This is a genomic window from Endozoicomonas sp. ALB091 (assembly GCF_049310265.1).
In the GTDB taxonomy this organism is placed as follows: Bacteria; Pseudomonadota; Gammaproteobacteria; order Pseudomonadales; family Endozoicomonadaceae; genus Endozoicomonas.
In genome coordinates this window covers 82,795-107,769 of the sequence record NZ_JBLYNQ010000007.1, presented here as the reverse complement: position 1 = coordinate 107,769, position 24,975 = coordinate 82,795, and the positions used below count along the sequence as shown (strand labels likewise).

Genomic DNA, 24,975 nt, shown 5'->3' with positions numbered 1-24,975 from the left:
AGCCATTGCTATTGTGGTTGAGCAGGCCAGGTGCAGGACAAAAGACATTGATCAAAGCACCTGTTTTATCCGGGCAAATTTCACTAACGTGGCGATCAGTGCATTGTTAAAATCATGCCCCACATGCATACGTTGCAGGGCAAAATGGTGGGCGACAACGGATGAGCCGTCCAGGCAATCATGAATATATTCAACCAATGCATCCACTGAGGGGTTAGTGGCCGCCAGTAGTGCCACCCTTTCCAGGGTGCCGAGGCGCTTTTGCACCCCTTTTTTCAGCAGGCTCCGGACGGTGACGGCAGAAATGGCCTGATGCTGTTGGTCATTGATAAATCGCAAATCGGCCAGGGCTGTTTTATGGTCATCCAGATAGTCCATCGCCTCCTGATAATGCCCGTGGCAAATCAGTGAATAGACCTCTTGCAAAAGCTGCTGTTCCGTTTCGTTTATCCTGAGTTTATAGGAAAGAGCCTCAATTTTCAGCGCCTCAAGGGGATACCCCATATCCTGTGGAATCGGGGTTTCACCATCAGGCAGTGTGGACAAATAGGGGTGGCCTGTTTGCAAAAGAAAGGATGTGGTATTGGCTCCCTCGGTCAATACAGGCAGATCGGAAGCCGTGATCAGATGATGAAACACCGGTTTTGGCAGGTCTGGCAGCAAACAGATGGCAACGGCTTTATGTTTGCTGAACTGTCCCAGCTGTGCCTCAACCTCTTCCGACTCAGAATCAATAATCACCAGTGTTTTGGCCATGCCCGGGTTATCAGGCAGTTCGTTGGGTATCTGGGATTTACCCGTCAAAATCAGCGTGGGTTTGCTCTCTTGGGTGACTTTTTGCAGGGCATCGATCCATCGACCTAGCAGCTGTTCTCTTCTGGGTAAAACGTCCTGATGCTTTAACCCATAAATGACATTCAAATGGATATGCCCTTGTCGGCACAAAGTACAGATTCTGCCCAGGGTTTTCGCCTGTAAGGGACTGTTTATGGGTGAGGCATTCAAGGCTTCTCTGATCCACTGTCGTTCATCCCGGTCGCATGTAAAAGTTCTGATGGTGCCAGGCTCCGGAAGCAGGCTGTTGGGTGGCAGGTGCAGGGGGATTTTTCGCAGGTTCAAACCATCAAAATCGGTGTACAACACCCGACCATCCGGTGATGTACTGTCAAATCGGTAGGGTTTTACCACCATGTAATGATCGCAATGGACAGTGTGTTGCTGGTGTTTTTCGGGCAGATCCAGAAATGAAAACACCACAGCAGGTTCTGGTACTCCATCATCGCACTGTACGATGGATAGTGTACTTTGCCCCATACGGAAACATTGCGGGAGGCGTCTGTCAGGATCAAAGCCGGGCAATAACAGCGCCAGCTTATTGAGCTCCACCCGCTTTAATCGTTCTGTTTTCAGCCCTTCAGCAGATTCCGGGTCGGCATTATTGTCTGATTGACCTGTTGCTTCCGACTGCCGGGTAGCGGTGGGTTGATGCCATGGGGGCGATAATCGCAGTTGAATTTTTGGAGCGCCCAATCCAACCAGCTGGTTGACCAGTTGTACGCTGACATTTTCATCACCCAGAGCGATAAAGCTGTGCGCTTGCTCCCTCTTCATGCAGAAAAAGGTGCCATACACCCCCACCTCTCCAAGCCACTGAAGCACCTGTTTTGCCCTATGGCGTAATGCCCGGCTACCGGATGAAACCGTCGACGATAAATCCATGGCCTGAATGAATGTACTGCCCAGAGGATTGTCTTTTTGGGCAAATAGGAATTGTCCCTGAGTAACTGTCTCTTTTTGCCACGGAGACACGGAGTCACAGAGGCAAAGATTTTTTCTTTTCTCCGTTTCTCCGTGACTCTGTGGCAAGGTTTTTTCTTTGCTGGCCAACATCGGAAGTGTGGAAGTTACTTCAGGACAGTTCCATAGAGGGGCAAACAGCTCCCCGACAGGTGAGCACCGGAATGTCCCGGAACCCGTTTTTGAGATGGCTGTTTCTTTATTCGGCCTATAAGCAATAACAGGCCTGAAGGCTGGCAAAACCGATGTTCTTAACTGCTGGATTCTTTTTTCACATTGGGCATCGGTGCTGTGTAAATTGAGAAAGAACAGCAGGTGATTCAGTCTCTCACGGACACAGGGCTTCTCTATGGCAACTTTGAGAAATGCCAGCTGCGCCCGCTCTGACGCCTGGGTAAATTCCAGGCAGTGCAGCGGCGTTTTATGACTGTTATCCATGGTTATCAAGGTTTCTGGTACACAGTTCATCATCTTGATGCTGCTGCTGATATACCCCCGTAAAACAGCAATATGCAGCGGTAACAATCCTTCTTTATTTTGTTCGAGCAAAGACTGTGCACCGGCACCGGAGGCAATGATCACATCAAGACTTCCGGATGTTTTAGCCCGTGCTGCATGGTGTAATACCGTGTCGCCATTATGATCTTTTGTACACAATGCATGTTTACCTTGCTCAGTGTTGAGCGCTTTACGGAGCAAAAGTGTATAATCTGACGCTCCCATCCGATGAACCAATGTCTTGCCTTCTTCGTCTGCCAACAAAAGACAGGCCGGATACTGCTCAATAAGCGACGGATGCCGGGCAACTAGACGTAGTAACTGTTCCGGATTTTTTTCCTCAATGGCCCGCTCAAAAGCAGCAGCAATGGGATGTTCAACACAGGGTAATTTCCGGACAGTTCGCTCAAGAGTGGCGGTTGTGATGAGAGGGCGCTCTGTTACTGTGCAATGGCTGGTACCAACACTAATACGAGAATTTACTGCAACCACGGTATCGGGTTTAGCGATATGAGACGGATCAGGAGACTCCAGTTTCCCATGGTTCGCAGAGGCAGATGATCTATCTGAATAAACTGGCTGGCATGGTGGAATCATATATCGATTATCCAGGGCATTGTGAGTTTTTATTACTATCGTTCCTGGTTTGCTTCTTCAGAGAGCAGACCATCCTGAAAGTTCTTGTTCCGATAAAATCTTTCAACTCCAAATGTTTGGATTAACTTGCAATAAGCCTTTTTTTTAATGTGTTTATTACAATGACAGACCCGGGCAGAGGGATAATCGCTCTTTCGTTTATCGGAACCGGCGGTGGTCTGAAACCATCAAAATTGCCTTAAGCGGAACTGGTCCCGACGTTGGTAGATGGCTGCGAACTCTCGGCAAAGTACTGGCTGACTCCGGTGGACTCTGGCCCTGATCCCGGAACGAAAGCCAGGCTATTATTTTGGTCAGCCTCCTGGTTGTGTTTACCTGGCTATTAAATCTCCGTACCCCCAAATCAGGGTACCGATGATACTTGCCAGCAGGATCACCCAGTCGCACTCACTGGCTGTTCTTTTTACTTTCCTTTCGGTGATGCTGGCATTGCCGATCTGTTCAGCCAGGTCCTTTAATTTCACGTCCCCTTCCCGGGGTAATTTATGGTTGGGTGCTTCAATCATCAGCTCGCGGCTTGGCAGTTTTTCACTTCTTTTTCTCAGGGTGATAAATGTCACCAACATGGCCCAGCAGACGACGACGGACCCTGATCGCTGGAAAAGTGCCTGATCATCATCGCGGGTTATGTCTGAAATCAGCGAAGCGGTCACTGTTGTTGCGGTGGCCAGCGTGCTGAGGATAAAGGTGCTATTCCACTTTTTATTGCGTTCCCACCAGTTATTATGCTTCAGGCAGGCAGGTTCTGCGCCTTCACGAGGTAATGCGTCGTTTTCCAGCCTTAAGGTGTGCATATTGATAATGTAGGCATCCCGATTATCCTGCCGGGATGAAGATGATGGGCCCGGGAGGGGGGCAGTCAGCCGATTCTGGCGCACAGCACTTTTATCATCCGCCATTTTTGACTGGGTTGAGGTTAAGCAGGAAAGGGAGGCAACGTGTTCTTTTCGTGCGGCAAAAGTTCGGTCATTAATCAATGCCTGGCCAGGATCTACGGTTTCATCTCTGAACGTTGACATGTTAACCGGTTCAAGAAGCTCTCTGGTACTTCTGCCATGGAACAGAGAATCTTTTGAACTTCGTGTTTTTTGGGCTTGATACCGACTGTCATCAAGTTGGCCGGTGTTAATATCATACGCAGGTCTGCTGATCGGTGTACTCATCATTACCCCCCTTGGCTAACCTATAAGTCGCTGAACTGGATAGAGACCTGCTAAGTGTAATTGCTTGTTGATGACTGGTTTTCAGTTATGCCGATTTTTTTACTCAGGCAGCAAGTTCGCCATTATCAAAAACCACCATGTCGCCGGGCTGAATAGGGTGCCAAGTCTCATTAATGGTTAACGGGTCAGTAGCTATTATAGAAACGATGTCGTTTTCTGTGGTTTCTTTGGCAAAATCCACCGTAATGTCGTCATCTTTGAGACTGGCCTGATTAAACGGCGCTCTGCGGGTTATCCAGTGCAACCGGGTACTGCAGTAGCAATAGAGATAGCGGGAGTCGCTCAGCAACATATTGAATACGCCCAGCCCACGCAGTTCGTCACAGAGCTGGCGGATAAAGCGTTGCAGCGTACTCACCCTTTTGGGTGGTTTGGGGAAGCGCTCACGCGCCTGGTCCATGATCCAGCAAAAAGCGTACTCACTGTCCGTGGTTCCCACCGGCAAGTAGTGTTTCAGGGGGAACTTCTTAATGCCTTTCAATTGGCCGTTGTGAGCAAAGGTCCAGTGTTTGCCCCAGAGTTCCCGGGTAAATGGGTGGGTGTTTTCCAGGGCAATTCTGCCTGCATTTGCCTGGCGGATATGACTGATCACGATGGTGCTTTTGATCGGGTAGCGGCAGACCAGGTTGGCAATTTCAGAATCACAGCTTGGGTTGGGATCACGAAATTCCCGTAACCCTTTGCCTTCATAGAACGCGATTCCCCAGCCATCACTGTGGGGGCCGGTCTTGCCCCCGCGCTGCATCAGGCCACGGAAGCTGAACACAATATCCGTAGGCGTGTTGGCGCTCATTCCAAGAAGTTCACACATTATTTGATAAATCGCGGTTAAGTTCAGGATTTCTGGTTTGAAGCAGGGCCCAGGGCGGGTTCTTTGCGTTGATGTTTAGCGTGGCTTGTGTTGGGCTTTTGCCTTTTGTCAGAAGCTGCTTTTTTTGCCTTGCCGACGGGTAATAACAAGCCTGCAATCACTGCAACACCAGCGGCAATTGCCACAGTCCGCCCCGTTCGCCACATGGCGTCAACTCCCAGGCTAAGGCCATCATAAAGGCTGATAAGGAAGGCCGGGCCAAGATAGCTCTGCTCAGGGTGAACAGTACCGGGCAGGAAAAACAGTACAGCAAAAGCCAGCATCAGAGGCCGCTTTAGCCGCGGATGCCAATTACCAACAATAAACCACAGGCTCAGCAGGCAGCCGAAGGCTCCTGCCAGGTAAACTGCCCAGCCCCAAAAATACTGCAATTCCGTCATTGACTCTCCAACAACCGCCATTGAACCAATGGCGGTTAATGTTATTTACCGCCATCCTTTGGTGTTGTCAGGAGGTGGCGCTGGTAGGTAGTTAACCAAATAACCAAGGGTGCATTTTGCATCAATTGACCACCATATGAAAACAGCCGCTGATGATAAAATGAAATTTAATAACCAAAGACCGAAAGAGGGTTGAAATCTCCACCACTGCCCATATCTCCTGACTATCAAAATACTCAATGTGTTGATTAACCTGGATTGAGGTTCTAATGGCAGTCGAAACGAAAAAAGAAACGCTGGGCTTTCAGACTGAGGTGAAACAGCTTCTGCACCTGATGATTCACTCTCTCTATTCCAATCGGGAGATTTTTTTACGGGAGCTGATCTCCAACGCTTCCGATGCTGCAGACAAGCTGCGTTACCTGGCACTCAAGAACAGTGAGTTGCTGGAAAGTGACCCAAATCTTGACGTCAGGGTGGATTACGATAAGGACGCCAACACCGTCACCATCGCCGATAACGGCATTGGCATGAACCGTGACGATGTGATTACCCATCTGGGTACCATCGCCAAATCCGGTACTTCGGACTTCCTGAAAACACTGACCGGTGACCAGAAGAAAGATTCCCAGCTGATCGGTCAGTTTGGTGTCGGTTTCTATTCAGCATTTATTGTTGCAGACAAAGTGACCGTTGAAACCCGCAAGGTAGAAACAGAAGAGGCGGTGCGCTGGGTGTCTGATGGTTCCGGTGAGTTTACCATTGAGCCAATCACGAAGGACAAACGGGGTACCACCATTATTCTGCACCTGAAGCCTGAAGCTGAAGAGTATGCGGATGGCTGGCACCTGCGTAATATCATCCGCAAATACTCTGACCATATCTCCATGCCAATTCTGATGCGCAAGGAAGAGATGCCAGCGACGGAGGAAGAAAACGAAGAAGAGAAAGACAAAGCGCCCGAGTGGGAAACGGTGAATACGGCGAAAGCTCTGTGGACCCGGTCCCGCAGCGATATCTCGGATGAAGAGTATAAAGAGTTTTACAAACACATCAGTCATGACCATACCGACCCGCTGAAGTGGAGCCACAACCGGGTAGAAGGCAAGCTGGAATACAACAGCCTGCTTTATATTCCCGCCAAAGCGCCCTTTGACCTGTATAACCGCGATATGCAGAAAGGGTTGAAACTCTACGTTCAGCGTGTCTTTATCATGGATCAGGCAGAGGAATTCCTGCCCATGTACCTGCGCTTTATCAAGGGAGTGGTGGACTCTAACGATCTGTCCCTGAACGTTTCCCGGGAAATCCTTCAGAAAGACCCGGCCGTTGACAACATGAAAACCGCGCTGACCAAACGAGTGCTGGATATGCTGGAGAAACTGGCTAAGAAAGAACCTGAACAATACGCCAGTTTCTGGAAAGAGTTTGGCCAGGTGCTCAAAGAGGGGCCAGCGGAAGATTATGCCAACCGTGAGCGGATTGCCAAACTTCTGCGCTTCTCATCCACTGAGAGCCAGGGACTTGAGCAGGATCAATCCCTGGAAGGCTACGTTTCCCGGATGAAAGAGGGTCAGGACAAGATCTACTACATTACCGCAGAGACGCCCAAAGCGGCGGCCAACAGCCCACATCTTGAGGTATTCCGCAAGAAAGGGCTGGAAGTTCTGCTGCTTTCTGACCGCGTCGATGAGTGGCTGATGTCCCATCTTTTCGAGTTTGACGGCAAATCGTTCGTGGATATTGGCCGTGGTGATCTCGATCTTGGTAAGCTGGACTCTGAAGAAGAGAAGCAGGCCCAGGAAGAGGCGGCTAAAGAGCATGAAGATCTGGTCAAGCGCATCAGTGATGTGCTGGGTGCTGATGTCGAATCGGTTCGGGTGACCCATCGCCTGACGGACTCTCCAGCCTGTCTGGTGGTTGGGCAGAACGATATGGGGATGCAGATGCGCCGCATTATGGAAGCTGCCGGCCAGAGCATGCCAGAATCCAAACCGATCTTTGAGATTAACCCGGAACACCCATTGATTGGCCGACTGGATAAAGAAGTGGACGAAGATCGCTTTGCCGACCTGACCCGGGTGGTATTTGATCAGGCCAGCCTGGCGGCGGGTGGTCAACTGGACGATCCGGCGGCTTATGTTCAGCGTCTTAACAAGCTGTTGCTGGAAATGGCTGTCTGAAAATAGTGGATTAAGCAGCAAAAAGGCGAAGTCATGACTTCGCCTTTTTTGACTATCAAGCGGATGACATGTTGACAATTTTGATGGGTCATCTCTGCCTGAATTTTCAAGATTCTAAATTCCTCCCAGTCCTCTTCAACTTGATACTTTCGAGTACATGCTTAGACATTTGAAATTGTTGAGGGGGGGATAATTTAGATCCCATCACCACCGGTTTTGGTGCTATTGCCGGTTTTTTGTCGCTTTTTATCACCTTCTTACCCGATAAAACAGCAGGAAGAGGGGGTGGTGGAGGAATTATACCAGGACCCACAGGAACCGTTTCAATTTGCTTTGGAGCAACCCCGGCAGGTTCCACGGACTGGGATTCTGACTTTCGTGGTTTGGACTCCAGAACCCTTTCCGTTCCTTCTGTTTCTTTTCTGCGTTCTTTCAGTCTTTCAAAAAGCTCTTCTGTAAATTCTTTATTTGATTTTTCGTGTTTTTTATTCTTTCCCTTTTGTTCAGCACTAATGTTGCGTTTAATCTGCGCCCATGTGTCAGGTTGTTTCATTATTGGTGGCGGCGGCGGTGCAGCGGGAGGGGTTGATGGTTTTTTGACAGAAAGTGCAATATTCGGCATGCTCTTATACGTTCGGGAGTAACTGCCGAATTTGGAGATATCTGAACTGGCAGGCATATAAATAGTATTTGCACAACAAGCTATTAAATGGTCTTTAAAGCTTCCTTTTTTAGGCTCAGTATTTTTATTTTCTGATTTATTCGCAATATGTAAAGCCTGGGTGATTTTCGATGCAGTTATCATGGCAACTTCTCCGTTCGAGTACTTAAGCTCTTCCATGGTTGATTGTTTTTATTGCGCCAATTTCTAATTCATTTAATTATTGGTCTTTTTAATGATTATTATAAATAAAACTTTTGGATAAGAAGGTGACTTACGATAGATATCCTGGCCCGGAAACATCATAATTAACTTCTTGCTAATGCCCTGAGCCCAGTGCTGTTACACTTCCTGCCTTGGGGGCGGATCCGGTAAATTTCCAGCAGCAGCGGTTATTTGCGATGATGATGAACTGTAATTCATTGATATGCAGGAAGTTTCAGACCGAATCCGGCTTTTTTGGCAAAGTCGTTGCCTTTCATGTCGATAAGTTGCTCTATCAGGGCAACTAAACTTTACAGGCAATGAAACCACTCAACCCTTCTGCCTCAACTCCTTCCACTATCAACTCTGAAAAGGAGGGGAGTGAAGCCCATACCGACCAGGCTGACCGGCTGCCCACGAATACAACCAAAACCCCACCTGTCACAAAACACATCCCCACAACCGAAAATGACGTTGGCTATGAAAGTCGCAGCACCTCCTTGTCCAGTCGCTCCGGGTCATCAGTCGAAGATACCGGAATACTCCTGACCCCAAGCTCTGAGGTTTCGGAAGATTCAGTTTTCTGGGAAAACAGTGACCACTCAATACTGAGCGAACAGGCTTCAATCACTAAAACACTTGGACACGGTGCCACTGCGATTGTTGACCTGGTCGAACAAATGGATGTTCATGGAATCTCTGAAAAGTTTGCCCTGAAAAGGCCAATAACAAACTCCCGTCACGAAGCGGCTATAGAGTCTCTGAATCGGGAAGCAGAGATAATGAAAAAAGTAGGCGACCATCCAAACATTGTAAATTGCTATGGTTTTGTGGAGGTCGATAACCGGTCAGGATTACTTTTTGAGTTCATAGATGGGCAAAATCTTCAAACGCTGACCATCACACTCATACACCAACTGAAAACTGGGATTATCACGCCTGACGAATTTTTTAATGCCTATGCCCATCTGCAAGAACAGCAACTGTTTGCCCTGGCGCATCTTGAAAAACAAGGCATTGTTCACTCTGATGTTAAACCATTTAACTGTATGTTTGACCAGAATACCCAAAGCGTTAAACAGCTGGACTTCGGACAAGCGGCAGTAGCCGGAGAAAGTTCGCATTTTGGCAGTGAGGATTTCGCCGCACCGGATACGTTCAAATTACTGCAAGACCTGAACGCACATATCCCGGCAAAAACAGCAGACGATGCGTTTGCTTATGGTCAAAGTCTCTACAGAGTTCTGAAAGAGCTGGAAACCGGAACAGCCGTCAGCTTCTGTCACGATGCCGAACTATGCACCTTTTTTCCCTCAGAGCGTCAAGCCCGGGCTCTGGCACTTTCCCACGCCATGCAGAGATACGAAACCGTAAAGCCTGATAACACTTACCATAAGGCCATACCCAATGATAAAAAAAGCCTGGAGCAACTGTGCTTGAGAGTAGCTTCGGTAAGCCATCCAAATATCCAGGATTTCAATACATTGACCCAAACGGCTGAGGCCTTAAAAAGCTACCTTGAGCCGATGGTTTGCTTAATCAATGATCTTTTACACCCAAACCCGTCATTACGCGTTCTCCCTTCCCAAGCATTGCATTATCAGTGGTTTGAAAAATGTATCTCCAGTGCTGAGGAAGCGAAAAAGACCCAGGTTTTCGCGGTTAACAACAGAGCATGAACTAGGAGGCTGTCCTAACGATTTTGATCGGTTGTGCCCTGGCATACACGGCCAGGCCACCCAATGAGGTTTCCCGGTATTTGGCCTGAAGATCCAACCCTGTCCGATACATGGTTTCAATGCAGCTGTCCAGCGACACCGCATGGTCACCATCGCCACGCATGGCCAGACGGGACGCAGTGATGGCCTTGATGGCGGCCATGCCATTGCGCTCAATGCAGGGAATCTGCACTAACCCTGCGATGGGGTCGCAGGTCATGCCCAGATGATGTTCCATGCCGATTTCAGCGGCATTCTCCACCTGTTCCATGGTGGCACCTTGAATGGCAGCCAACGCTGCGGCAGCCATTGAGCATGCAGAGCCTACTTCAGCCTGACAGCCCGCTTCGGCTCCGGAAATCGACGCATTCATCTTGATCAGCGAGCCAATGGCAGCGGCTGTGGCAATAAAATCACGAATTCCCTGCTGATTATTTCGCGAGATAAAGCGGGTGTAATAGGCCAGCGTCGCCGGGATAACGCCAGCAGCACCGTTGGTCGGAGCCGTGACCACACGGCCCCCGCAGGCATTTTCTTCGTTAACGGCCATGGCAAACAGGGTTACCCAGTCCATGATGGCAAAGTGATCCATCAGCATGGCTTCAGGGTTGCTGGTCAGCTTTTTATGCATATTCGCGGCACGGCGCTTCAGGCCACTGACCGGAAGGGTTCCTTCCATACGCAGGCCCCGTTCGATGCAGGCGTGCATGACTGCCCAAATGGCATCAATCCTGTCATTTACCAGGTCTCCATCACCCTGATGCCGGGCAACTTCATTGGCAATAGTCAACTGGGCAATGGTCAGGTTATGCTCATGGCAAAGGTCAAGAAGCTCTGCGGCGGTTCTGAAAGGATAAGGGATCTGACAGGAGTCTTCCGAGCTGTTGGCCGCCTCTGGCTGATTGTACCCATCGGCACAGACCACAAAGCCACCGCCAATGGAAAGATAAGACTTGTAATAAATCACCACACCATTGTTGTCGGAAGCGAAAATGCGCATGCCATTGGGGTGCTCAGGCAGCGTTTCTCCGTTATGGAAAATCAGATGCTTGTGGTAATCAAAGTCAATGGCGTGTTTACAGGCCAGCTTGAGGGCTTTATTGGTTTTGATATGTGCAAAAATCTGATCAGCTTCATCGGGATCAATAGTGTCCGGGCGATAACCGGCCAGGCCGAGCAGGGTGGCTTTATCGGTGCCATGGCCAACACCAGTGAGCGCCAGTGAGCCATAAAGACCAACACGAATGGATGAGATACTGGACAGGATGCCTTTTTCTTCAAGCTCGTTCAGAAAGCGGTGTCCTGCCCACATTGGACCCACTGTGTGTGAGCTGGATGGGCCAATGCCTGTTTTGAAAATATCAAAAATACTGAGCATAGTTTGCTGGTTCGGTAAAAAGGTTAAAGTAAGCGGCGGATTTCTGATGCCTGTCAGGGTATTGCTGCTTTGAAGCACATGGCTGTTTCGGGCACTTTTACCTGAAGTACCTGAAGAGTTCTTGTCCTATTGTGCCGTCATTTGTTTGGGACTGATATTGCGGGAGTGCCATCGGCTCTGCCGGTATTCCGAATGATGATTGTGACTGTTCCGGGGCCGCAGGGCCCCGGCGGGGGATCACATCAACTGGGAAGTAATAAAGCCAGTAATGGCAATCAAGCCCATCACCACGGTGAAGATGTTGGCCCTTGAGCGGTATTTGGCCATTGCTGGTACTTTATGGGTTGCGTATACCGGCAGGATGAACAGAATCATGGCCAGAATTGGGGCAACCAGTGATTCGATCATGCCCATGACGCTGACATTGGCATAAGCAACAGCCCATACTGACAAAGTGATAAAGACGATAACCCCTTTATCGATGGCTTTAAGGTTTACCTGCTTCCCCTGTGCCCTGGCACGATTAACGATCATGCCCTGCAGGCCTTCGCGGGTTCCCATGTAGTGCCCGAAAAAGGATGAAGAGATGGCAATAATCGCCACAACCTGAGCGAGCCAGGCAAAGATCTGGTTGTCAGTGCGCTCGGCAAAAATGGACAGAATTGGCAGGTTTGCAGCCTTGGCCTGAAGCAGCTCTGCTGGCGACAGGGTAAGAACGCAGCTGTAAACAAAGAACATGGTAAAACCGACCAGCATCATGGTGGTGCGCTTCAGTGTCTTGCTGGTCTGCTGTTCGGCGTTATCTCCCAGCTCGCTGCGATAGGTTGAGGCAAAAGAAGAGATGGCAGGAGAGTGGTTAAAGGCAAATACCAGCACCGGAATGGTCAGGAAAACGGTTTTCAGAAAGTCGCCAGCGGAAACAGAAACATCAAACTGGGCAGTATTCCACTGGGGAATCAGATACACAGAGGTCCCAAAAAGCACAATGATCAGCGGGTATACGATGGCATTGGTGACTTTCAGTACGGTCTTCTGACCGGCGACCATAACGCTGACCATGGCGGCCACAAGCACAAAGCTCAGGATTGCACGGTTTGGCTCTGCCATCCCCAGCTGATTAACCATCAGTGAATTGACAGTGTTGGTAATACCAATGCCATAGATCAGAAGGATAGGGTAGATGGAAGCAAAGTAGCCCAGAGTGATCAGGCTTCCAGCCTTTTGACCAAAATGTTCGGTAACGGTTTCGGTAATATCGGCCCGGGGATTTTTGGAGGACAGGCACAGGCGATTGAGACCGCGATGGGCCAAAAATGTCATGGGGCCGATAAGGATGGTCATCAGAATCAGGGGCCAGATGCCACCAAGACCTGCGTTAATGGGTAAAAATAGAACGCCGGCACCAATAGCTGTGCCAAACAGTGTCAGCATCCATTGTGTATCACGTTTCTCCCAACCGCCCGTCGAGGCATTATTTATAGCAATGGATTGAGTGAAGGTTTGTGACATTTTGTGTTATCCAGTCATTATTTAATGAGTTGCGCGGACTGTACAGAATTAATGCATTGTGTGTTTTGATGTATGTCAAAATGATTATTTTTGTTTTGTAGTGTGGTGGTGTGTTTTAGGGGCTTTATGATCTGATGTTCTACGTTATTGTCCGGCTCCCCCCGTCACCTTCATCAAGGCTACCGGGAGTTCGACGCTTGTAGCATCGCAGCAACTCTATATCCTTTCGGTATATACGGATTTAGAAGCGGGCAATTTCAGTTAAGCGACAGAATCTGGCAGATCAATAAAAGTGGAACTAATCTGTCTTCTAATTTATTGAAAATGACCAGCATGTTTCTGCAATGAAAGGGTTGTTATCTGTCGAGCAGTTTGATGCCTTTCTGGTGCCTCTGTCGGAGGAGTCACCGGGGGGAGAATACCTGAAAAGCAATCGTGAACTGTATCGTCCCCTGCGCAATGCCTACAACATCGCCCAAACCAGTCTGCAGAAACTCTCCCTGAATCCGGATCCCACAGAGCTGGATATTCTGGAGATCGAAAACCGGGAGAACTGGTTGCAATTGCGCACCCTGTTGCTGGAGGTTCTGGAGAAATCTTCCCGGGACCTGGAGTGCCTGGCATGGCTGGCCATGGCTCAGCTGTTTACCAGCCGTCCCTTTGCGCAACTGGCCCTGGTGATTCAGCTGATTGACCTCTGTATCAATCAATTTGGCGAGCAGATACAGCCTTTTCTGCCGGTGGAAAAGCTTCGCTCAGCAGACCCGGATAACGCCGGTATGGAGCGGGCTGAGGTTCAGGGGCGGGCCCTGAAGCTGCTGTTCGGTGAATCAGAGGACAGTTGCCAGATTGCCGTGCCCCTGCGCATGTTGCCCCTGGTCAGTGATATTGACTATGTCTGCTACCAGCATGAAGAGGCCAGCCGCAACGAGCTGAAACAGAAGGTTAAGATAGCGTTTTCATCTTCCCAGCAAAACGACACAGACGACATTAACGTTGTTGTTACGCAAATAAACGACATTCAGGATGTTCTTGATGGGCTTGATGCCCTGGATAAGACCCTGATAGAGCATTTCAAAAAAATAAATATGCCCGCGCCGGGCAGCCGGTTTCTGCGTCAGGCCCTGGAGGCCAACCTGCAGGCCATTGCTGACCTCACCGAGGGGTTGATTACCCCCTGGCCACCGGATGTTCGCAAGGCTGCCCGGGATAACCACGGTATCACAGATTTCCCCAGGGACACTGCCGAGCCAGACGCGAGTGTGCAGGAAACTGTCGTCCAGAATGAAACAGGCAACGCTGGCGAGCAGCAGGCCGCCGGGACTGATCCATCGTTTAACCGCAACCAGGCATTCCAGCAGCTCAGGCTGTTGTCCGATTATTTTCAGCGTACCGAACCTCAGAGTCCGGTGTCGTATTTATTGGAGAAAGCGATCCGCTGGGGATATACGCCGTTGCCTGAATTAATGAATGAGCTGCTGCAGGATAACAATAACCTTATGGGCCGGATTATGGAGTTAACCGGCATGAATACCAGCCATCAGGTCCCCATTCCCGGCCCCGGTGTAGCAGGGCTCAGCCATATTCCTGCGGTCCTGACCGAAACACTGGCCCCTGAGCAGGCCGCTGCGGAACCTGAGCCTCCGACATCACCACCTGACTATGCAGACAACGTAAGTCGTCAACAAGAGGTTATTACTGAACCTGTCCCTTCCGTTTCCGATCCCCCCGGAGGGCTCAATATCAGTAATCTGGATGACCTTGTGTAACCAGCACCGTTTCTGAGGAAAAAGTTATGGCCAATATGTACATGAAGCTGGGCGAAGCCACGAGTAAAGGTGATGCTACGGCTGAATATACCGGTGGAGACAGTGTCGCTGGCAAGGGCTGGTTTGCCATTCGCTCCTTCAACTGGGGTGCCGCCCGGTCGGTAAGTATGGATATTGGCAATGGTATGAATCGTGATGCCGGCATGGTGGCCATGAGTGAAATCACTGTCAGCAAGGAGATGGATGGTGCCTCGGAAAATATTCTCTCACGGATGTATGTGCCCGGGGATACAGGCGACACCGTTGATATTATTGTGACCAAGCCTGATCGCTCCGGTCAGGGGGCACAGGTTTACCTGCAGCTGCAGTTAACCAATGCCCGGATTGTCAATTACAGCCTCAGTGCGTCCGACGGTGCTACCCCGTTTGAGAGCATTGCCCTGGCCTACAGCAAGGTCAAGGTGAAACACTGGAATGAAGGCGAAGGCGGTAAGCTGGAACCTGGTGGCGATGTCACCTACGACCTGCCTACCGGCAAGGCGGAATCCCATTCCAGTAAAGGTTAGGGCCAGTTGAGGAATAACAGGGGCAAAGATTATGGCGTTGAATACACAGCATAAACGCATCAGTAAAAACCGGGTCAGCATTACCTACGATGTGGAAACCAACGGTGCCCTGGAAAAACGGGAGCTGCCTTTTGTGGTCGGGGTTATTGGTGAGTTTTCCGGCGATAAGCCGGACAGCCACAAAGAAGAAGTGGACTTCCGGAACTTCACTGATATCGATCAGGATAACTTTGACTCGGTCATGGCCACCATTGGTCCCCAGTTGAATTTGAAAGTGGCCAATAAACTGGCCAGTGCCGGTGATGAAGGCAGCGAGGATGATACTGAGTTTGCCGTCAACCTGTCGTTTGCCTCCATGAAAGACTTTGAGCCGGCCAATGTGGTCCAGCAGATTGAACCCCTGCGCAAACTGATGGCAGTACGGAATCAGCTGAGGGAGTTACTGGCCCATGCGGACCGTTCCCGGGATCTGGAGGCCCTGCTGAAGGAAGTACTGCAGAGTACCGATGCCCTGACCGGGCTATCCGGCGAGCTGGGTATTGATGCTAATGACCTCGGTGCCTCTGGTGATGCCGGTGAGGGTAAGGATTGAACCGGTCACCGGGAACAGCAGGAAACAGGAAAATGTGAGATTTTTTCCTTTTCCATAGAGGTCTTTGCAATCTCTGTGGTGCAAAACATGGTGAACTGATATGAGCGATGAACAGGCTGAGGCGTCTGCCACTGAGGCAACCCCGGAACTGGCAGAAAGCTTTCTGGACCGGGCCATAGCCGCTACCGGGCAAACGGCACCGGATACCACCAGGAATCTGCTGGCTACCCTGACCCGCCAGGCCCTGGAAGGGACGGTGGTCTGGAGCAAAAACCTGACCAAAACCATTGAAGAGGCGGTGGCGGCCCTGGACGATAAGATATCCCGGCAACTCAGTGAGGTACTGCATCAGGAGGGATTTCAGAAGCTGGAAGGCTCCTGGCGTGGTCTTAATAAGCTGATCCGTAACAGCGACCTGGGTTCCCGGTTGAAGGTCAGGGTGCTGGATATCACCCGGGATGAGTTACTGGAGCAGTTTGAAGAGGCCCCAGCTATTGACCGCAGTCGTCTGTTCAATATGGTTTATCAGCATGAGTTTGGTACCGCAGGGGGGGAACCTTACGGTGTCCTGCTGGCTGACTATACCTTCAGCCACAATGATGAAGATGTCGCTTTGCTGCGCTACCTGGGGGTGGTGGCTGCCGCTTCCCATTCACCCTTAATTGCCGCCGCATCGCCCGGACTGTTTGAATTTGATGATATCCGCAAGCTGGGGGCAGGCAGGCCGGTGGCCGCAGGGTTTGATGCTTCTGCCTACGCCAGCTGGAATGCCTTCCGGGACAGCGATGATGCCCGTTATGTTGCCCTGACCATGCCCCGGACCCTGGCCCGTTTGCCCTATGGCGAGGCTGCCAGTCCGGTCAGGGGGTTTAACTTCGAGGAGTTTCCCAAAGGCCGGGATGGTGTGCATCGGCCACGCTCCAACCGCGATTTCACCTGGAGTAATGCTGCCTATGATATGGGGCTGCTGATCAACAATGCCTTTACCGCTTTTGGCTGGTGCACCGCCATTCGTGGGCTGGAAAATGGTGGCAAGGTGGAGAACCTGCCCAATTACACCTATGTCTCTGAAGCCGGTGACCGGGTACAACAGTGTCCTACCGAAGTTAACCTGACCGATGAACGGGAAAAGGAGCTGTCGGACCTGGGGCTGCTGCCCATGGTGCATTACAAAAATGCCAACTACGCGGTGTTTATGGGCGCTCAGACCCTGAATCGGCCGAAGGAATATACCAATCCTGATGCCACGGCCAATGCGGCCATTTCGGCCCGGTTACCTTATATGATGGCCAGTTCCCGGATTGCCCACTATCTCAAGGTGATGGGCCGGGACAAAATCGGTTCGGCCATGGACCCGGTGGATGTGGAGAAAGACCTGTCCACCTGGATCGGTCTCTACACCAACCCCAACGCCGTGGGTAATGAAGCCCGGGCCAGAACGCCGCTGCGGGAAGCCAGAATAATGGTACAGGAACAGGCAGGCCGCCCCGGCTGTTATTCTGCCATCGCCTGGTTGCGCCCCTGGTTGCAGATGGAAGAGCTGACCACCTCTTTGCGGATGGTGGCCAATATTCCGGGCTAATGAATGGTTCGCTACAGGCCGAGGCACTGGTACAAAAACTGGTGGCCGCTATTGATGAAGAGGTGGCCGAACAGCTCTGTACTATCATTCAGCACCCTCGTTTTAAAGCACTGGAGTCATTGTGGCGTGGTCTGCTGTATATGATGGATGCGGTACCCGGTGTGGCTCCGGTACGGGTGCGGCTCCTGAGTATGAGCTGGGCTGAACTGTCCCATGATCTGAATTTAAGTACCAGTATACAGACGTCAGTGCTGTTCCGGCTGGTTAACCGGCAGGAGCTCAATACCCTTGGCGGCCATCCGTTTGGGCTGCTGGTGGTGGACCAGGCGATTACCACGGAGGTGGATGAGGTCACTGGTTACGATGATCTGTATACCCTGCAGCTGCTGGCGGAGCTGGGCCAGGAATCCCTCTGTCCGGTGGTGATGACAGTGTCAGAAAACTTTCTCGGCACCAGCGATATTGATGTCTGGACCGATCCGGAACGGGTTCAGCGTATTCTCAACAGTCAGGATTTTGCCGGTTGGCGTCGACTGCGCAGCCTGGGTTGCAGTCGTTTTCTCGGGCTGGCCTTTCCCAAAGTGCTGCTCAGGACACCCTGGCAGCACTGTTACCAGGGAATCCTTTTTAATGAGCACCCGGTATACGGCGTTGGCAGTGATTACCTGTGGGGCAATAGCGCTTTTGCCTTTGCTGGTAATGTCCTGCAGGAGTTTAACCGGATTCGCTGGTTTGGCTTCCTCAGGGTACCGGGTGAGCGGGGTGGGGCACTGGTGAAAAAACGTGCGACAGTGTCCGCCGCCGCCTGGCTGCGGCTCACTGACTCTCTGGAAGAGTTTTACAGCGGTCAGGGTTTTATCCCCCTGACCACCGTTTATCTCAGTGGCGATCTGGCCTTTTTCAGCAATTGCTCGCTCCATCAGTCCGGCTGGGAAGGCGATGATTTACGGATTATTAATATGTTGCAGACGACACTGATCGGCTGCCGTTTCGGGCACTATCTGAAAGTGCTGATCCGGGAGCATATTGGCAGCTACGATAGCGCCGTATCCTGCCAGCGGGAGCTGAACACCTGGCTGCAGGGCTACACCTCCAATGCCGATTACGCCGACGACTCGGTACTGGCCAGTTATCCATTGAAAAAATCCAGGGTGACGATTCATGGCAATGAGAGCCTGGGTATCTATTACTGTGAAGTTGAGCTGCAGCCCCAGTACCAGTTCGATGTCATTAACAGCAGTCTGCTATTGAAAACCGATACCAGCGAGTTGAGGGAGACGGAATGAGCGTCAGTCTGCTGGAGCTGTTGCTGGCCCGAGAGCCATCCGGTGAGCGCACCACAGACCTGCGCCTGTCGGTGCTGGAAAATATCCGGTTTCTGCTGGAATCCCGCCAGCCGCTGCTGGCTCCGGGTGATGATTATCCGCTCGCCCGGCGGTCGCTGCTGCGCTATGGCCTGTCGGTTGATCATCTCGGTCGCAGCTACTTTCAGGCCAGTCGGTTATCGCGAGAGATTGAGGTGCTGCTGCGGTATTACGAACCACGGCTCACGGAGGTTGTGGTGGAGATGGTGGCCCTCAATGAGCGGGTCAACAGTATCCGTTTTCATATTGAAGGCGTACTGGTGGATCGGCAGCAGCGGGTCCCGGTGGGTTTCGATTCAGTGTTGAACCTGACGGATGCCCGGGTGGATATTGTCAACACTGAGGAGTTGGGTATGGGGGTTATTTCGGGTCAAGAGGAGAACGGCATTGCCTGATTCATTGCTGGCCTGGTACGAACGGGAACTGACCCTGCTCTGGGAGGGGGCCCGGCACTTTGCCGAACAGCATCCCCAGCAGGCCCAGAGCCTCGGGATCAGCTATGACACGGTGGATGATCCCCATGTGGCCAGGGTGATGGAATCGTTTGCCCTGCTGACCGCCAGAATGGCACGTCAGGCAGCCCGGGAGTCCGGTAAGATTTCCATTGACCTGCTCCAGGTGGTTTTTCCCCTGTGTGTGCAGCCATTGCCTTCCGTCAGTATGATCCGGGTTGCTCCCGATATTGACCAGTCATCCGTGAAGACCCTGCCACAGGGCACCCGCTTCCGGGCTTATATCGATGATGATCGCTACTGCCAGTTCCGGACTACCCGCCAGCTGGAGCTTTGCCCGTTTGATATTGTCAGTACCCATATTGAGCGTCGCCCCTTTGGCCGGGACAACATTCCCTGCCCGGAACTGGCGGTGGCCATGCTCGGGCTGGATCTTGCCATGATTGATGAGTCCCGGCGATTCAATGAACTGGCGGATGACTACGGGCTGACCATCTATTTTCGGGGTACCGCCCGCCTGCAGACGCTGATGTATGACCTGCTATGCCGGGATCTGTGCAGGATTCTGCTGGTGGACCGGCAGGGCCGCTACCATGAGCTACCCCTGGCATCATTTGCACCGGTGGGTTTTGGCGAAGGCGACCGGCTGTTAAGCCAGGAACATACTTTTTTTTCTGACTACCAGATGGTGACTGAACTGCTCTCGCTGCCGGAGCTGTTTTTCGGGTTCCGGCTGAACGGGATCGGGACACAACTGCAACAGTTCGACAGCCGTGAGGTCAGCCTGCTGTTCTGCCTGGAAAATATGCCCGATGAAATGCTGCTGGGAGTAGACCAGCTTCGCTTTCTGCAGGGCTGCGCCCCTCTGGTCAACCTGTTTGACCATATTGCCGAACCGGTGGTGGTTGATCACCGGCAGCTGGACTATCCCCTGATCCCCGATAGCTATAGTCCCAATACGGTGGAGATCCAGGCGGTCACAGAGGTATTGGATATTACCGGTGAGCAGCCGGTGGTTCTGCCGCCGTTATATGGCCTGAAACATAACGACGGTGAGCATCACTGCTTCTGGCTGCACCGGCCGGTGGATGTGGATACCGGGCGTTATGGTCATCTGGAGATTAGCCACACGGATATGGACCCCGGCCGGAATCAGGTGATGGTGCTGTCTCCCCATGTGACTTGCAGCAACGGTAATCAGGTGCTGGACCTGCCGGCCAATCCCGGGCTTGAGTGTCTGGATAATATTATTCTGCCCACCGACGTCAGGCTGCTGATGCGGCCTACGGCACCCGTCGCTCGCAAGCTGGATATTCAGACCCGGCTCAATCTGCTGGTGCTGCTCAGCGAAAACATTGTCTCAATATTTCAGGCCCGGGACCCGGCCAGACAATTCCGTAACCTGTTGTCCATGTACGCGCAGCGGAAAACAACGACAGGGGTCGCCTGGCTGGAATCCATGTCAGCCATTCGGGTAGAGCCACAGGTGGCGCAGATTCGTATTGATGGCCACCAGTGCCTGTTGCAGGGCAGTGAAGTGGTGTTTGAGCTGGACCCGATCAAACTGAAACAATCCAGCATCATGATGTTCAGCAACCTGCTGGACTATCTGGCCGTTCGTTTTGCCGGCTTCCACAGTTTTATCCAGGTGGTCATTCAGCTGAAAGGGCATCAGGGAGAATATATTCGATGTACACGCCGTCATGGTTATCAGATCAATCGCTGATTACCTCCCTGCAGCAGGAACCCTGGCGCTGGCAGGCCGCCCAGGCCCTGCGGGTGCTGGGGCAGATTCCCCAGCCCATTGAACACCGTGGCGATGGTCTGGCGCAGGTGTCGCTGCGCTTTGCCTGTGATCCGGCTTATCGCTTTCCCTGTGGGGAATTGTACCAGGTGTGTCGAGTTGCCAGCGGCTGGCGTCTGCTATCTACCCAGTCGGCATTGCACGGTTATTACGGCACACTGCCTTATGTTTACCAGGATCTGGAAAAGCAGATGCGGCTGAGTGGAGGCCGGGAGGACACGCCTGAGAGCATATCAGGCTTTTTTTCCCTCTTTAATGACCAGATCCTCAGACACACCAGCCAGATTACCCTGGATTCCAGCCTGTCCGTGCTGTTTGAACAGAAACCGGGGAGTGCCCAGAGCCCGAGACAACGGCTGCTGGCACTGGGCGGATTGCCCTCACCGAAAACTATCCCGGTGAATAACCTGGTGCGCTACATCGCCGTTATTGGCCGGAAAACCTCCAACCTGAAATTACTGTCGTTAATCCTGGAGGACTATTTTTCGTTGAAATTCCGTCTGGAGTCACCCCCCCCGATGAGAATACCAGTGGCACCAGACTGTCGTACACAATTGCACTCCCGGGTGGGTTATCGCAGCCGTTGTGTGGGCCGGTTGGGAGCGAGCTGCCTGCTGGGCCATTCCGGCTATCTGCTGTATTCCTGCGTTTACGTGGTGATTGTGATCAATACCGGGGCAGAGTACCAGGCGATCACCCGGGACCGACAGCTGGCACCGGCCATTATGGAGATGTGCGGCATCTATTTTGCCAACCTGGTTCGCTTCCGACTGCAGATTAATTGCCCGCGTCACTGCCTGTCTGCACCGCAATTGTCTGCCAGACCGGCTATCCACACTGCCCGTCTTGGGCGTCTCAGCTGTCTGCTATCGAAATTGTATCCAGAGCAGAGAGTCACGGTGGATTTCCCGGAACATCAATCCAGTAAGTGGGGCAGCCGTTTTTTTTAAGCTGGAGTACAGCCAAGGAATTGTCTTTTAATAAGTTCCCGATTTCCGTTCACCCTGAGCTTGTCGAAGGGGCGTGCCACCGAACTTCGACAAGCTCAGTCCGAACGGAGTCAGGCAATGAAAATAGGGAAGTTATTTCCAGACAACTCCCAAGGGTTCGATTTATGCAACAGGTGGAACTGAAAACCCTGGTTGGTCATTTATCACCGGAGCTGCGCCAGGCTCTGGAAATGGCTGCCGGACTCTGTGTTCACCGTGGGCATCAGACGGTTGAACCGGATCACTGGCTGCTGCAACTGTTCCGGGAACCGGGCCGTGATATGGATCGGATTATCCATAGCCAGCAGCTGGCCCGGGAAGTGATCGTGGATGATCTGGAGCAACGGCTGGATCGACTTAACACAGGCTATCAGGCCACCCCGGCCCTGGCCCAAACCACGGTGAGCCTGATTCAGGATACCTGGCTGCTGGCGTCGGTGAATTTCCAGCAGAATACCATGACCTCTTACCACCTGATTCTGGCGCTATTGGCCAAAGATAGTTTTACCCTGACAGAGACCCAGTTCACCCGGGAGCTGGGGAAAATTTCCAGGGAAAAACTGCAAAGCCTGGCCCGGCAACCGGAAGTGCCGGATAAACAGGGAAGGGCACCGCCTGGCAGTCAGTCAGCACTGGATAAATACACCATCAATATGACCGATGCCGCCCGTGTGGCTCTGGAAGAATCCGGTTCATTAAGCAATAGGTCCCCCACCATTATTGGCCGTGACCGGGAAATACGGCAGATCATTGATATTCTCTGTCGTCACCGGCAGAACAATCCGATCCTGGTGGGCGATGCCGGCGTCGGTAAAACCGCTGTGGTGGAAGGGCTGGCCCAGCAGGTCGTGCTGGGTGATGTGCCGGAAACTATGCAGGGAGTGACAATTCTCAGTCTTGACCTGGGGTTGCTTCAGGCTGGTGCCAGTATTAAAGGGGAGTTTGAAAACCGGCTTAAGGATGTCATTAATGAAGTCAAGCAGTCCGATCATCCCATTGTTGTCTTTATTGATGAAGCCCATACCCTGGTGGGGGCCGGTGGCGCTGCCGGTCAGAATGATGCGGCAAATCTGCTGAAACCGGCCCTGGCGCGGGGAGAGTTTAAAACCATTGCGGCCACCACCTGGTCGGAATACAAACAATATTTTGACAAGGATGCAGCCCTGGCCCGCCGCTTTCAGCCGGTGAAAATACTGGAGCCGGACGAAACCAGTGCCATCCGGATGACCCGTGGGATGGCCCGACTGCTGGAAAAACATCACCAGGTGCGGATTCATGAGGACGCGGTGCAGGCCGCTGTGCAACTGTCGATCCGCTACCTGCCTGAACGACAGTTACCCGATAAAGCCATCAGCCTGCTGGATACTGCCTGCTCCCGGGTGAGTCTCTCCCGCCATACCACCCCCGCAGAGTTGCAGCACCTGCGCCAGCATCAGCAGGCCCTGACCAGTGAACTCCGGGAGCTGCAACGAGACCGGGTGACCGGGGCAGCAGTGGCTGAACGTATTGCACTGCTGGAGGAGGAAATAGCAACCACAAAAACCGAGGGTGAGGTGCTGGAACAACGCTGGCGGCAGGAACAGGAGATAGTGGCAAAAATGCTTCCCCTGTCGGCCCGGGTGGATCAGCAGTTGTTAACCAACGAGGTGCCGGTGGCAACGGAAGAGTTGAATCAACTCAGTACGTTACAGCAGGAACTTGAGGCCTGTCGTAAGGATCGGCCGCTGGTGTTTGCCCGGGTGGATGTCGGCAGCGTGGCGGAAGTGGTATCCGGTTGGACTGGCATTCCCGCAGGCGACATGCTCAGGGATGAAATAGAACGACTGATGTTGTTGGAACAGAACCTGTGCCAGCGGGTGGTTGGTCAGGACGATGCCATTTCAGGGATCAGCCAAAGTGTCCGTATTGGCCGGGCCGGATTATCAGATCCACGCAAGCCGGTGGGGGTTTTCCTGATGTGCGGTCCTTCTGGTGTGGGAAAAACAGAAACAGCCCTGGCCCTGGCCGATCAGCTCTACGGCGGTGAACAGAATCTGACTGTACTGAATATGACTGAGTTCAAGGAGGAACATAAAGTCTCAATGTTATTGGGAGCCCCGGCAGGTTATGTGGGCTATGGTGAAGGTGGTGTACTGACCGAAGCCGTACGACGATGTCCATATTCAGTAGTGTTACTGGATGAAATGGAAAAAGCCCATCCCGGTGTCCACGATATTTTCTACCAGGTCTTTGATAAGGGCCGTGTGACGGACAGTGAGGGGCGGGAAGTGAATTTTTGCCAGACCATTATCATTATGACTGCCAATGCCGCTGACGGGTTAATCTGCGACCTGGTGGCTCAGTTTCAGCGGCAGGGTAAAGGTATTCCGGATAGGGATACCATTCTGGCGGCCATCAATGATGAACTGCTGCGCTATTTCAAACCGGCCTTTCTGGGCAGGGTAACCATTATTCCCTATCTGCCTCTGAACGAAGGTGATCTGACCAGAATCTGTCGTCTGGCCCTGGGGAGGATAGAGCACAACCTGGCCAGCCGATATGGTGCCAGTCTGCGGGTGGATGATGCCGTGGTTCAGCAGCTGGTGCAATGGCACAGCAATCCACAGATCGGTGCGCGGGCTATCGAGCAACAGATCAACAGGAACCTGATGCCGCAGCTGGCGGCGGAATGTCTGGCCTTTATGGCAGAGGGTAAACACATTGCTTCAGTTACCGTTGGGCTGGATAACCAGCGGATTGTTTATACCATTGGTTAGGCGTGAGTAAGGTACAGCCACC

General features: G+C 52.1%; 18 protein-coding genes. 11 read left to right on the top strand and 7 right to left on the bottom strand.

What is annotated here, in order from left to right; all coding sequences use genetic code 11:
• Positions 1-51: 51 nt before the first annotated feature.
• From ACO6UX_RS12665 to ACO6UX_RS12650, 4 genes are all read right to left on the bottom strand, one after another.
• On the bottom strand, positions 52-2,892 hold the full coding sequence (locus ACO6UX_RS12665; protein ID WP_422448111.1) for a hypothetical protein: 2,841 nt from the start codon (positions 2,890-2,892) through the stop codon (positions 52-54).
• A 371-nt stretch (positions 2,893-3,263) separates the two neighbouring features.
• The gene (locus ACO6UX_RS12660; RefSeq protein ID WP_422448109.1) at positions 3,264-3,971 is read right to left on the bottom strand and encodes a hypothetical protein; all 708 of its coding nucleotides are present in this window, start codon (positions 3,969-3,971) and stop codon (positions 3,264-3,266) included.
• Positions 3,972-4,218: 247 nt separating this feature from the next.
• Positions 4,219-4,986: a class II glutamine amidotransferase gene (locus ACO6UX_RS12655; protein ID WP_422448107.1), complete on the bottom strand. Its 768-nt coding sequence runs from the start codon at positions 4,984-4,986 to the stop codon at positions 4,219-4,221.
• A gap of 23 nt (positions 4,987-5,009) precedes the next feature.
• The gene (locus ACO6UX_RS12650; RefSeq protein WP_422448105.1) at positions 5,010-5,309 is read right to left on the bottom strand and encodes a hypothetical protein; all 300 of its coding nucleotides are present in this window, start codon (positions 5,307-5,309) and stop codon (positions 5,010-5,012) included.
• A 386-nt stretch (positions 5,310-5,695) separates the two neighbouring features.
• Between ACO6UX_RS12650 and htpG the strand changes: the two genes are divergently transcribed.
• The gene (gene htpG, locus ACO6UX_RS12645; protein ID WP_422448103.1) at positions 5,696-7,609 is read left to right on the top strand and encodes a molecular chaperone HtpG; all 1,914 of its coding nucleotides are present in this window, start codon (positions 5,696-5,698) and stop codon (positions 7,607-7,609) included.
• A gap of 106 nt (positions 7,610-7,715) precedes the next feature.
• On the opposite strand, the gene ACO6UX_RS12640 is transcribed toward htpG, so the two are convergent.
• A complete protein-coding gene (locus ACO6UX_RS12640) occupies positions 7,716-8,450 on the bottom strand; it encodes a hypothetical protein (protein ID WP_422448101.1) in 735 nt (244 codons plus the stop codon).
• 344 nt (positions 8,451-8,794) lie between these two features.
• Here ACO6UX_RS12640 and ACO6UX_RS12635 point away from each other — a divergent pair, with 344 nt between their 5' ends.
• Positions 8,795-10,153: a protein kinase domain-containing protein gene (locus ACO6UX_RS12635; RefSeq protein ID WP_422448099.1), complete on the top strand. Its 1,359-nt coding sequence runs from the start codon at positions 8,795-8,797 to the stop codon at positions 10,151-10,153.
• A gap of 1 nt (position 10,154) precedes the next feature.
• Here ACO6UX_RS12635 and ACO6UX_RS12630 read toward each other — a convergent pair whose 3' ends face one another.
• Both ACO6UX_RS12630 and ACO6UX_RS12625 read right to left on the bottom strand, forming a co-directional pair.
• Positions 10,155-11,570: an L-serine ammonia-lyase gene (locus ACO6UX_RS12630; RefSeq protein WP_422448097.1), complete on the bottom strand. Its 1,416-nt coding sequence runs from the start codon at positions 11,568-11,570 to the stop codon at positions 10,155-10,157.
• 237 nt (positions 11,571-11,807) lie between these two features.
• Complete coding sequence (locus ACO6UX_RS12625; protein WP_422448095.1) at positions 11,808-13,079, bottom strand: aromatic amino acid transport family protein; 1,272 nt, start codon at positions 13,077-13,079, stop codon at positions 11,808-11,810.
• A gap of 344 nt (positions 13,080-13,423) precedes the next feature.
• On the opposite strand from ACO6UX_RS12625, the gene ACO6UX_RS12620 reads away from it, so the two are divergent.
• The 9 genes from ACO6UX_RS12620 (at position 13,424) to tssH (ending at position 24,953) form a co-directional block, all read left to right on the top strand.
• The gene (locus ACO6UX_RS12620; RefSeq protein WP_422448093.1) at positions 13,424-14,848 is read left to right on the top strand and encodes an ImpA family type VI secretion system protein; all 1,425 of its coding nucleotides are present in this window, start codon (positions 13,424-13,426) and stop codon (positions 14,846-14,848) included.
• A gap of 26 nt (positions 14,849-14,874) precedes the next feature.
• Complete coding sequence (locus tag ACO6UX_RS12615; protein WP_422448091.1) at positions 14,875-15,414, top strand: Hcp family type VI secretion system effector; 540 nt, start codon at positions 14,875-14,877, stop codon at positions 15,412-15,414.
• Positions 15,415-15,445: 31 nt separating this feature from the next.
• The gene (gene tssB, locus ACO6UX_RS12610) at positions 15,446-16,006 is read left to right on the top strand and encodes a type VI secretion system contractile sheath small subunit (RefSeq protein WP_422448089.1); all 561 of its coding nucleotides are present in this window, start codon (positions 15,446-15,448) and stop codon (positions 16,004-16,006) included.
• A 100-nt stretch (positions 16,007-16,106) separates the two neighbouring features.
• Positions 16,107-17,588: a type VI secretion system contractile sheath large subunit gene (tssC, locus tag ACO6UX_RS12605; RefSeq protein ID WP_422448087.1), complete on the top strand. Its 1,482-nt coding sequence runs from the start codon at positions 16,107-16,109 to the stop codon at positions 17,586-17,588.
• The gene (locus ACO6UX_RS12600; protein ID WP_422448085.1) at positions 17,588-18,874 is read left to right on the top strand and encodes a type VI secretion system contractile sheath domain-containing protein; all 1,287 of its coding nucleotides are present in this window, start codon (positions 17,588-17,590) and stop codon (positions 18,872-18,874) included. The genes tssC and ACO6UX_RS12600 overlap by 1 nt, the downstream gene beginning before the upstream one ends.
• Positions 18,871-19,347, top strand: a complete 477-nt coding sequence (gene tssE / locus ACO6UX_RS12595) for a type VI secretion system baseplate subunit TssE (protein ID WP_422448083.1) — start codon at positions 18,871-18,873, stop codon at positions 19,345-19,347. Before ACO6UX_RS12600 ends, tssE begins: the two co-directional genes overlap by 4 nt.
• Entirely contained in the window at positions 19,340-21,130 is a 1,791-nt protein-coding gene (gene tssF / locus ACO6UX_RS12590; RefSeq protein WP_422448081.1) for a type VI secretion system baseplate subunit TssF, read from the top strand. The genes tssE and tssF overlap by 8 nt, the downstream gene beginning before the upstream one ends.
• The gene (locus ACO6UX_RS12585) at positions 21,094-22,158 is read left to right on the top strand and encodes a type VI secretion system baseplate subunit TssG (RefSeq protein WP_422448079.1); all 1,065 of its coding nucleotides are present in this window, start codon (positions 21,094-21,096) and stop codon (positions 22,156-22,158) included. Before tssF ends, ACO6UX_RS12585 begins: the two co-directional genes overlap by 37 nt.
• A 164-nt stretch (positions 22,159-22,322) precedes the next feature.
• On the top strand, positions 22,323-24,953 hold the full coding sequence (tssH, locus tag ACO6UX_RS12580) for a type VI secretion system ATPase TssH (RefSeq protein ID WP_422448077.1): 2,631 nt from the start codon (positions 22,323-22,325) through the stop codon (positions 24,951-24,953).
• Positions 24,954-24,975: the final 22 nt, after the last annotated feature.

Bases quoted from the DNA above. Each gene is read 5' to 3' on its own strand.
- tssB (WP_422448089.1), top strand. From the start codon at position 15,446: ATGGCGTTGAATACACAGCATAAACGCATCAGTAAAAACCGGGTCAGC.
- tssC (WP_422448087.1), top strand. From the start codon at position 16,107: ATGAGCGATGAACAGGCTGAGGCGTCTGCCACTGAGGCAACCCCGGAA.
- ACO6UX_RS12600 (WP_422448085.1), top strand. From the start codon at position 17,588: ATGAATGGTTCGCTACAGGCCGAGGCACTGGTACAAAAACTGGTGGCC.
- tssH (WP_422448077.1), top strand. From the start codon at position 22,323: ATGCAACAGGTGGAACTGAAAACCCTGGTTGGTCATTTATCACCGGAG.
- ACO6UX_RS12630 (WP_422448097.1), bottom strand. From the start codon at position 11,570: ATGCTCAGTATTTTTGATATTTTCAAAACAGGCATTGGCCCATCCAGC.
- ACO6UX_RS12625 (WP_422448095.1), bottom strand. From the start codon at position 13,079: ATGTCACAAACCTTCACTCAATCCATTGCTATAAATAATGCCTCGACG.
- ACO6UX_RS12650 (WP_422448105.1), bottom strand. From the start codon at position 5,309: ATGCTGGCTTTTGCTGTACTGTTTTTCCTGCCCGGTACTGTTCACCCT.
- ACO6UX_RS12620 (WP_422448093.1), top strand. From the start codon at position 13,424: ATGAAAGGGTTGTTATCTGTCGAGCAGTTTGATGCCTTTCTGGTGCCT.
- ACO6UX_RS12660 (WP_422448109.1), bottom strand. From the start codon at position 3,971: ATGTCAACGTTCAGAGATGAAACCGTAGATCCTGGCCAGGCATTGATT.
- ACO6UX_RS12615 (WP_422448091.1), top strand. From the start codon at position 14,875: ATGGCCAATATGTACATGAAGCTGGGCGAAGCCACGAGTAAAGGTGAT.
- ACO6UX_RS12585 (WP_422448079.1), top strand. From the start codon at position 21,094: ATGTACACGCCGTCATGGTTATCAGATCAATCGCTGATTACCTCCCTG.
- ACO6UX_RS12640 (WP_422448101.1), bottom strand. From the start codon at position 8,450: ATGGAAGAGCTTAAGTACTCGAACGGAGAAGTTGCCATGATAACTGCA.
- ACO6UX_RS12635 (WP_422448099.1), top strand. From the start codon at position 8,795: ATGAAACCACTCAACCCTTCTGCCTCAACTCCTTCCACTATCAACTCT.
- htpG (WP_422448103.1), top strand. From the start codon at position 5,696: ATGGCAGTCGAAACGAAAAAAGAAACGCTGGGCTTTCAGACTGAGGTG.
- tssE (WP_422448083.1), top strand. From the start codon at position 18,871: ATGAGCGTCAGTCTGCTGGAGCTGTTGCTGGCCCGAGAGCCATCCGGT.
- ACO6UX_RS12665 (WP_422448111.1), bottom strand. From the start codon at position 2,892: ATGATTCCACCATGCCAGCCAGTTTATTCAGATAGATCATCTGCCTCT.
- ACO6UX_RS12655 (WP_422448107.1), bottom strand. From the start codon at position 4,986: ATGTGTGAACTTCTTGGAATGAGCGCCAACACGCCTACGGATATTGTG.